The sequence below is a fragment of the Chitinivibrionales bacterium genome, from assembly GCA_035516255.1.
Taxonomy (GTDB): domain Bacteria; phylum Fibrobacterota; class Chitinivibrionia; order Chitinivibrionales; family FEN-1185; genus FEN-1185.
Genome location: DATJAL010000050.1, coordinates 1 through 9,606 on the forward strand (window position 1 = coordinate 1; position 9,606 = coordinate 9,606).

The 9,606-nt window shown below is 52.8% G+C and carries 4 protein-coding genes, 1 tRNA gene and 1 pseudogene; 2 read left to right on the forward strand and 4 right to left on the reverse strand.

Annotated elements, in window-relative coordinates:
• Positions 1-243 precede the first annotated feature (243 nt).
• Positions 244-810: a hypothetical protein gene (locus VLX68_14555; GenBank protein ID HUI93465.1), complete on the reverse strand. Its 567-nt coding sequence runs from the start codon at positions 808-810 to the stop codon at positions 244-246.
• Positions 811-1,698: 888 nt separating this feature from the next.
• Here VLX68_14555 and VLX68_14560 point away from each other — a divergent pair.
• Positions 1,699-1,782, forward strand: a pseudogene (locus VLX68_14560) (tyrosine-type recombinase/integrase).
• 286 nt (positions 1,783-2,068) lie between these two features.
• Here the strand turns inward: VLX68_14560 and VLX68_14565 are convergent.
• Positions 2,069-2,145 (reverse strand) — tRNA-Met (locus VLX68_14565).
• Positions 2,146-2,233: 88 nt separating this feature from the next.
• Entirely contained in the window at positions 2,234-3,166 is a 933-nt protein-coding gene (locus VLX68_14570) for an NFACT RNA binding domain-containing protein (protein HUI93466.1), read from the reverse strand.
• A gap of 84 nt (positions 3,167-3,250) precedes the next feature.
• Here VLX68_14570 and VLX68_14575 point away from each other — a divergent pair, with 84 nt between their 5' ends.
• Positions 3,251-3,649 carry a hypothetical protein gene (locus VLX68_14575; GenBank protein ID HUI93467.1) on the forward strand — a complete coding sequence of 133 codons (399 nt, stop codon included), beginning with the start codon at positions 3,251-3,253 and terminating at the stop codon, positions 3,647-3,649.
• A gap of 75 nt (positions 3,650-3,724) precedes the next feature.
• Here VLX68_14575 and VLX68_14580 read toward each other — a convergent pair whose 3' ends face one another.
• On the reverse strand, positions 3,725-9,454 hold the full coding sequence (locus tag VLX68_14580; GenBank protein ID HUI93468.1) for a fibro-slime domain-containing protein: 5,730 nt from the start codon (positions 9,452-9,454) through the stop codon (positions 3,725-3,727).
• Positions 9,455-9,606 lie beyond the last annotated feature (152 nt).

Below are 9,606 nucleotides of genomic sequence, written 5' to 3' on the forward strand. Positions count from 1 at the left end.
CGCGCCATTCAGCACGACGCGGTCTTGACACTATCCTTGTTTTTAAATTGCCGGCCCGCTATGGCGCGGCCTTTTCGCTGGCGCGATCTTGACTTATTCTAATTTCCTGGCTGCCGTGTCATGGCCTTTTGCAAAACAACGTGCGGTTAACCTGCCGACGCGGGAAACGCGACCAAGGGGAGCGTTTGGAACCCGCGTTCGGTCATGAGTTTAACCGCTTGTTAGCATTTCCTTGTATTTGAATTACTTTTTGTTTCTTGATTCAATAATTTTATCCCTATTTATTTCACTGCCGTTCTCAAATAACATTGTGGCAATGAATCTTTCCAACAGCAGATCTACTGAAGCTATTATTGCAGTTTCCAAATTATTATGCTTTTCTAAACCAACTTTGTTCATTATCCATGTAATCCCACCTTCGGGGAGTCTTGCACTGGTATCACGTTCCAATTTAACTGAATCTATGAACCTGGCTTCAACATTAAATCCATAACATTCTCTTATCTTGGGATTATCACAAATAGTTATGTCCATTTGTAATGAACCTAATTCAACTCCGTGAACCCATTGAATTACAGTTGCACCTATTCCATCCTTGTTCAATTTGTCCTTTATTCTTCTATTGATATTCCGTTCAAGTTCTTCCCATTCATTTGGAGCAAAGGCTACGACTTTGCTATAGTCATGAATTACCACAGCTATTTTTACTGATTTAATTCCATCAAGTTGAACCAACGAGGAAGTATCCGGCTCGGAATTTAAAGCCAGTAATAGAATGAAGTAAGGTAGGTAAATTAGAATTGATTTCATTTTTATTCTCAATGCTAACGCCGCGCTAATATGCCGGACTATGACCGCATTTTCCTGCCGCAAACCACCAATCTTGTATGAAGAACCGACCGCACGCGAGCCACGGCCGTTTGCAAATGCGGACGGTCATGATTTAGCGCGTTGTTAGACCTTGATATCTTATTTTAATTCCCATTTAAATGGAGTTTTCTTGGGTAGTAATTCAAGTTGATTTTCAGTTATTCTTAAAAACATGAACTTTCTTAACGAATCAGGTAATGTTTTGTCTTTTGTTTCGGATATTTTCAAATTAACAACAAATGTATCCTTCCGCTGCTGATAGGTACCAGAATAACGATAAATCAGATCTGAATATTCCAATTTAGTTCTTATCAAATCCTCAGTCTTCTTGCTTTCTAATGGTCTGTTTTGATCTGTAATTTTGGACCGCTGGTAACAGCACGTAGGAAACTTATCAAATACAATTGAGTTCTGGAAATATACTGTTGCTGTATCCGATTCTGAAATTGTGTCTGAATTGTTGATATAATATCCCACAGTTATGTCCCGACCAGAAAAGGCCGTGAAGGCAATAAATAACGGTAATATTAGTATGCAATTGTTCATAATTTATGGTCTAACAGATATTAGTCTTTAAACGACATAAAGAATTAAGTCGGCAGACGACATAACAATAATTATTAACCGGTAAAGGGATCATTTCTAAAGGAACCCGTTTATGCCCCAACAGGCGACAAATACGCTCTTGACCGACTTCAGCATTACCTTGCAAAATCTACGTATTCCAGAACCCAAAAGCAAGTTTTATGTCGTATGGGTCAAGCGGTTTGCTGCGTTCTAGATCGGCGTGCCTTTTCCGCAGGCCTCTCAGGACAGGGTTTCGGCTGCAGAGCGGGGCCGATGTTCCGCACGGTACAGGAACTCTCCGGTCATTCTGACGTATCAACAACCATGATCTACACCCACGTCCTCAACAGGCCGGGCGTACCGGTCCTGAGTCCAGCAGACGCCTGACGGCCATAATAAATTCCCTTGATCCGGAAATTTCCCGCACTTCTCCCCTTCCCTATCTCCCCGTTCCGTGTCCGATATTCGGTGAAATCGTGAAGTTCAAGCGTGCTTTGGGTTTTGTGCAACGCTTCACATTTACGGGAAAGATAGGGGTATTTGGGGGTATTGGCGGCTTTTTACAGGGAACGTTCACAAATTAGAAAACCCCCGAAAAATGCTGAATTTTGCACTCTTCAGGGGTTTTTATTGGTAGCGGGGGCTCGATTTGAACGAGCGACCTTCGGGTTATGAGCCCGACGAGCTACCGGACTGCTCCACCCCGCGGTAAATCGTATCAAAATTACGTTATGCTAAAATAATACCTAATTCCCCTGGCCTGCAAGTACTTTATTGGCGCTGATGGAGGATTACTTTACTTATCGAAATCGCCGCCGAAGAATTCCTGCGGCGACACGGGTGAAACGCGGAGCGTTTTAGATCGGTCGAGCACCACCTCGCCCGGCGGAGCGTGGCGGCGCTTGTGGACGAACCGCGCTTCGGTGACGCTCACCTCGGCGTAGGAGGTGTGTTTGGCCTTCGAAAACCAGACCGCGAAGGAAGCCGCCTTGAGAAGGACGGACTTTTCGGGCCACGGCGCGTTTTTCTGCCGCCGGATGAGCACATGCGATCCGGCGCTCGCCGCGACGTGCATCCAGACGTCCCACGGTTTTGCGAAGCGCGTGGTGAGCTCGTCGTTCTGAGCGTCGTTTTTCCCTATGTAAACGTCCCATCCGTCAATGCTGTAATGCCGGTAGGGCGCCGCCTCGGCCGCCGCTGCCGCCTTCTTGGCCTGCTGTCGTGGAAGAACGCCGAGGTCCTGGAGCTTTTCCGTGGCGGCAGAAACTTTTATTTCCAGCGCCCCTGTTTCGGACGGCGGGTATGATCTCGCCTTCTCCAAATCGTCGAAAAGAGCGACCAGCAGGGATTCCTCATCACGCGTTTCTTCAACCTTTTTTTCGATGATGGCCAGCCCGCGCTTCCCCTTCTTTGCTCTTGTGTAGTAGTGCCGCGCATTGTCAAAAACGGAAGCGGCGGGATCAAGGAGTATCTCCTCTTCTTTTTGCGTGTGGATGTTTTCAATCATGCAGCTGGATGCGCCGCGAAGGATCTTTTCGGGGTGCGCGAGCAGTGAATCAGCAATTTGCGAAAAAAGAAAATGCCGGCTTGCCTCCGCCAATTCTTCTTCCTGTTTTGACAGTTTGACCCTTACTCGCTTAAGCGCCTTTTTTGCCACAGAGATCAAATGCGCAAGCTCTTTCTTAAGCGCTTCAACGGGATCTATCGGAGTCGATGTTTCGAGCATCATTTTCTTGACTTATTCCCTGAATATTGATACAATGAAATTATAATAGGCTTCATGATTTCAACTCGAAGGGCAGGCCGGCCGACCATGATCAACACTCTTGAAATCAAGTGCCCGCATTGCAAAAAAACATTTGAACTATTTTTAAGCAACAATGCGTCAATGGTGATTCTCAATTGCCCGCTGTGCGCGACACCGCTCATCTATTACAAGACGCGCTGCTTTGTTCTTAACAACAGTCAGATTGATCGGATCAAGAAAAGCCGCCAGGATTCCACTGTTCTGAAAATACTGCACAGCATTGAAAAAGAACAGCCCAAGTATTCACATGCGGCGGGCCAGGGGGCCGACCATCGCGCGATGTATGGTTCGCAGTCCTCCTCATTTCTGCCGGGCTCCGATTACATCACCAGGGACGACATCATCAACCTGCGCATCGAACTTGAAACGTGCCCAGACTCCCAGCAGTTTATTGACAATATGTAAAGCCTCCCCTCCCTTATAATGCAAAAAGGCCGCGGTGACGCGGCCTTTTTGCTGGTTGTTTTCCGGATAAACGGTCTATTTTGTGATACCCACCGTGCCAAGCAGCCTGGTGTTCCTCGATCTTCCCGCCGCGTCCGTATATTTAAGATACAGCATCGCCCGATAAACGCCCGCCGCGACCTTCACCCCTTGCGCGTTCGAACCGTTCCAGTAAATGTCGTAATCGTACGCGCTCGAATCAGATGACGCCCAGCTCGGAGGAACTATCCCGGCGGATTTCGTGCTGTCCGCCGAAATCACCAGGTTCCCCACCACATCGTAAATCCCCAGATATCCCGTCACCTTCTCACCCGTCGCAGGCGCGATACGGAACGTCATCACCGTGCCAGCACCGTCCTGCCTTACCCATTGCCGCGCGTTCGGCTGGTGCGCAAGCTGCAATACTCCGGGCCTCTGCCGCACAAACGTCGCGCCTGACGGATTGGGCACCACCAGTATTGCATTGGCCGGCGTGCTTTTCACCGTCACACGCACTTTTTGGTTGTCAACGACGGGTTTGTTCAACAGCGGCGGGTTCCGGTCTGTGATGAGCTGCAATGAATCTGATGTAAGGCTCAAGAAATCTCTTGAGGTTAAGTCCTTCGTCTGTGTTGAATCCTGCGTGTCCAGCATGTAAAATGACACCCACAAGCCGTTGTTGTCCTTCTGATAAAATTTTATCCCCGCCAGCATCGAAGTGTCTTCCTCGAAATTTCCATTTTGGTCCACCGTCCATACCTGGAACACGTTCTTCGGTATCATGCTAAGATCTATATCATTGCCGTTAGTCCCGATCGGTTCAGAAAATGTCACCGTTACCAGGTCCTGCGTGCGGCTCGACGGTGAATTTATTGTCTTTACAACGCTCCATATGACCGGCCCAGCTCCATCCGTTACCGTGTATCCGTTCACCGAGGATATGCCGGACACTCCGCTTATTGTGAGCGAAGGTTTCCATCCGGTTTGGGGCACCGTCTTGTTGCTCTCCGATAACACCAATGTGAACACTGAATCGCTGCCAACTGCGCTCTGCAACAATCCCGTTGCACTGTCCACTGTCCCCACCGTCCCCGATGTCTGGCCGCGAATCGCAGACACATCCAACGTGTAAATCCCATTGGACAATTGTATCTTGGTTCCCGGAGACAACGTCACTTTCCGGTCAAACACCAGCGTTATCTCGTCCAGCAGTCCATTGCCGTTCGTGTCGGCCGTCACCGCCGACAACAGCGTCGCCGCACGGCCCGTGATCACCACCTTCGCGCTGTCGGAAACCGCCACGCCGCCCTTCCCGGTCGCCGACGCCGTGATATACCCGTTCTCGTCGTATTTTACGTCGCCCGTCTCGTAGAACACCCGCGGCACTCCCGTCGGCTGGTCTATCGCATGTAAAGTCCCGTCAACCGACCAGTTGCTGTTCTCGGGACCGCGGTAGTTTCCATACATATCGTAGCCGACCGCGATGATCAGCTTGGAGCCCGTCGGCGATACGAGGTACACCGAATCGATGTCCTTCCCGTTGAAGTCCTCCAACCGGATCTGCGCGAGCGCGCCGGGGTACACTTCAAAAGGCTCGGACGATGCGCTCAATACGTTCCCGCTGTTCTGCAAAACCACTGTTACTTTTTCCAAACTGTCCGGGCTCGCCGGCGCATAATACAGCACGTACTTCACCGTGTCTATGCCGTTCTGGAAGCACTCCTTCATGCTCGTGCCCATGTTCACCCCGTCCACGATCGGGTTGGGCCTCCCGCCCGTGCCCAGCGCGTTCTGGTATGTCGTGGTGTCGCACCATGTCCCCGGCACCAGGCCGTCCTTGTTCCGTATCCGCGTCACCGCGACGATCGTGTCTCCCGCTATCCGTTGCGCAGGCGGCGTCAGTATCTCCGTTTCGATCGACACCGGCGGACCCACCGTGAAGGTCGCGTTGAGAAAGTCCGGTTTCGTGATGTTCGTATCGCCCAGCGTCACCCGGATTATTCCCACCCCCGGCGTGTCCGGCGAGAACGTCCACAGGTTCGCGTTGTCCGGCGCCGCCGGCGTCATGCGCAAGGTCGGAGAGTTTTCCCACTTGGCGTACACGTCTTCCCACGCACCGTTGTCCGACCGCTGGCCCAGCACCCGCAGCGTCGCGTCCTGGTTCGTGTTGATGTTGAGGTTCGTAACGTCGTTGCCGTTGACGTCAACGATCCGCAATGCGGTGTAATAATATGCGAGAACCACAGCAAGCGTCGAGTCCTTGAGTCCAGGATAATCCAAGCTTGTCGCAACCACACGCGCCGTGTCTTTGACGCCGGACCTCGTTATGATTCCCTGGCCAAGGCTCTTCTGCCCGTCCGTCACTGTCACCGCCAGTGTGTCACGGCTCAACCAACCGGTATTCTGCGAAGCACTAATGAAATTTCCATATTTGTCCCGGATGACTGCATACACTAAACCGGTCGTCGCGGTATTTGCTATGTGCACGGTGTCCTCGGGATTGTCCTTGTGCGGCGACGCGGCAGCGTCGGACGTCGGCTCGAGTGACAGATGGTCGGGCTTGCCAGGAAGCACCGTCACCTTGATCGTATCAAGATAGGGCTGGCCGCCCGGCGCCTGGAACTTCGCTATCACATAGATCGTATTATTTGCCCGTGTCGCATTCAGCGTATCCTTGTAGCCGCCGGTCGCAGGCGTCAACGTTCCGGTCGGAACATCAAGGTTCCCGGTGAACTCAAAAATGCTCCATGTCACTGGTGAAGATGCGCTCTCGTATTGGCTCAGCCAGTCATTCGCACGGTCGAACACCTTTGCTACCATCTGCAATGGTTGCCCCGCGGAGTCCCATATCACCTCGGAAGGGTTTGGGTACGGAACATTGGCTCCGCCCGGCGCACCGGCTGAGGGATACAGCACGATATACCGAGGCGCGCCCATGGTAACGATCACGCGCACGGAATCGGGCGTGGCTGTGCCTAATGTCACCTTTATCCAGGCAGTGCCCGTGTCGGCCGGCGCGATGTCCCAGCTCCGCGACGAGCCAGGCGCCGGCGTCGCGTTGCGCAGGCCCGATGTGGCAGACCAGTTCGCCTGCACCGGCTCCCAACCTTGGCCGTCGGAGCGCAGGCCCAGCACCTTGAGGGTCGTGTCCTGGTCGATGGTCATGTTCAGGTTCGATATATCGGTCGAATCGCGGACTACGATGCGCAGCGCGGTGTACGTGATGTTGCTGATCACCACCAGAACGCTGTCGGTGAAACCAAGAATGCTGTCCTGCGCCTGCACCCATGATTGGCCCAGATTTACCTTTCTGGTCATGACGCCTTGGCCGAATGTCACGTCTCCCCGTTGCACAAGAATGGTCGAAGCGTCCCGGGCGACCCACAGCGTGGGATTCGAAAACGCCACGAAATTTCCCCATTGGTCGCGCAGAACCGCGTAGGCCGAAACGGTCGTGGCATTACCGGCGATCGTTACCTGGCCCGCGCGGTGCGCGCCGGTCGGGTCATTGACAAACGCTGTCCGGCCGGTGGTATCGGGCTCGATCACAAGCTTGGCCGCAGGGCCGGGCGCAATGGTAAGGTTGATTGATTGCGAAACCGTAATCCCGTTCTGCGAAAACGTCGCGGTCACCTTTACCGTCTGGTACGCCTTGTAACCGGTAAACGTCACGAAGTCGCCGGTATATTTGTTCAGCGTGCCCGTGTTCGTCGCGCCGGTGAGTTCCTGGATGGTCCACGTGATGGGCGCGTCGTCGCGCTCGAAAGCGCTTAGCCACTGGTTGCTGACTGAAAACAGCTTGGCCTCCAGCGGCAGTCCTTGGCCCGCCACGACCGTCTTGACGGGCGGATAAGCCAGGTTCGTCCCCACATTGGGAGTGCCGCGGGCGGGATAGAGCGCCATGTGGTCGGGCAAACCGTAGCTGAATATCGCGACGATCGAGTCCGAAACCTGCTGTGCCCCCGAACCCCAGATGATGAAGATCTTTCCCGTGGCCGGGTTCACCGGCTGGAATCGCCACGAAATCGCGTTCGGCGGCGCCGCGTTGTCAAACGCCATACCCGGGCTGTTTCCCCACATCACCTGCAGGTCCATCCACTGCCCGTTGTCCGAACGCATCCCGCGCGCGGACAGCAGCGTGTCCTGGTCGGTGCGCATGACGAGCGAATCAATCGGAACGTTCCCGCGCACCACGATCTGGATCTGGGTGAAGGTGACGGTACTCAATATCACCTGTAAAGAGTCCTTGAGCCCGCCCTGCGTCGCCACGACGTAGGTTGAGGCGTTATTCGGCGTCTGGCGCGTTATCTCGCCTTCGCCGAGGCTGACGCGCGCCGGCGCCACGGTCACCACCGAAGCGTCGCGCGTGGCCCAGCTCGCCAGCAGGGCATGACTGTAGAAATTGCCGTATGCGTCCCGCAGCACCGCATACACGCTGTCCTTTTGCGTGGAGCTCGGGAACGTGACGGAGCCCATGCGGTTGTCCGCGTTCAGACTCACCAGCGAATCAGGGCTCGCCTCGATCAGCAGGTGCGTGGGAGGGCCGGGCTTGACATACACCTTCACCGTATCTAGTAAAATTCTGTTGGGGTTGGTCGGATCCACGAACTTGCCCACGATATAATACCAGTGATAGGCATCTATTCCGTAAAACACGTTGTGATCGCCCTGCGGCGTTTGCATATGACTTCTCATGTTGGACATTGCCGGAATCGGCGTTACCGTCCACGTGACAAGCTGGGCGTATTCGGGGTGCACGCCGCCGGTGTCATCGGTGACTATCGCGAAAAACTGCATCGAGTCGCCCGCAGCGATCGTGTCGGTTTTCGGTATGGTGTTCATGGAAAGCACCGTCGGAGGGGCGGTGATGATGTTCGAAGTGACCTCGATATCCGATCCCACTGCCTGACGCTCGCAGTAGAACACGTCGATGGTGGCGGTGCTGCCGTCAACGAGCCCGAGGGTTACAACAGGTTTTGCCAATGATCCTGTTGCGGTATCGCTCATGTCGTCATTATTAAAATGTTCCCACACATAGGCATTCCCGTTGTTGAGAATAAAAGCCCCATGCACCGTATTGTGAATGCCGCCAAGGTCAAGAACAAGCCTTTTATTGATGAATACCCACATGTCGTCGTCGCCGCGGAATTCGAAGGTCAGTGTGTTGGCCGGCGTAGTTCCGTTTGTATATTTAAAATTTCTATGAATATGGCATGCAAAAGAATAGTTATGGGTGTTATACCCGGCTGCGGCGGGATCGGTGCGATTAAGAGGCTGACCATTATAGTTTATGGTCGGATCCGGAAGATTGGGCGGCGTTTGGAAACCGCTGGCATCAAGAGGAAAAAAATTGCCATTCTGGTACCGATATTGGCCCACCGAACCTGCGACATAGTTAAAGGTAAGGTTCTGTTGCACAAGGATATTTTTATAAGAAGTGTCATAGGTGGCAGTGGTAAGTTGCTGGAGCGTCTTTCCGCCGTTTGCGTAGATTGGCCTGTCATAATCGTTTCCCTGCCTCCACTGGCGCCACCATTTTCCTATTTCCCAGCTATACAAAAGAGAATCTCCTCTGATCGGAAGCCCATTCTGATCAAGAGTGTCCTGTACCAGGTGAATTCTCCAGGTACCGGGGTTTGTGCCTGAATTGAAATCCGGGCAGCTTCCATCCGAATGAAAATCAAAAATGTCGATGGGAACCTGCAGGGTCGCCGGATAATTCTGGGCCTGGACAATGGTGACGGCAGCCAAGGCGGCCGCCGCGGCAAATAGTTTTTTCATCTTCATAATAAGTGAATCCCCCCTGGTCCTGGTAAACCTCATGGCATTAAAAACGATATATTTATTGAATTATACCACAAACTTTCCTAAAAAACAACGCACATTTTCTTACTGTTCCCTTTCGCGTAGGCTCAAATTAAATGTAACCGAATACCTAT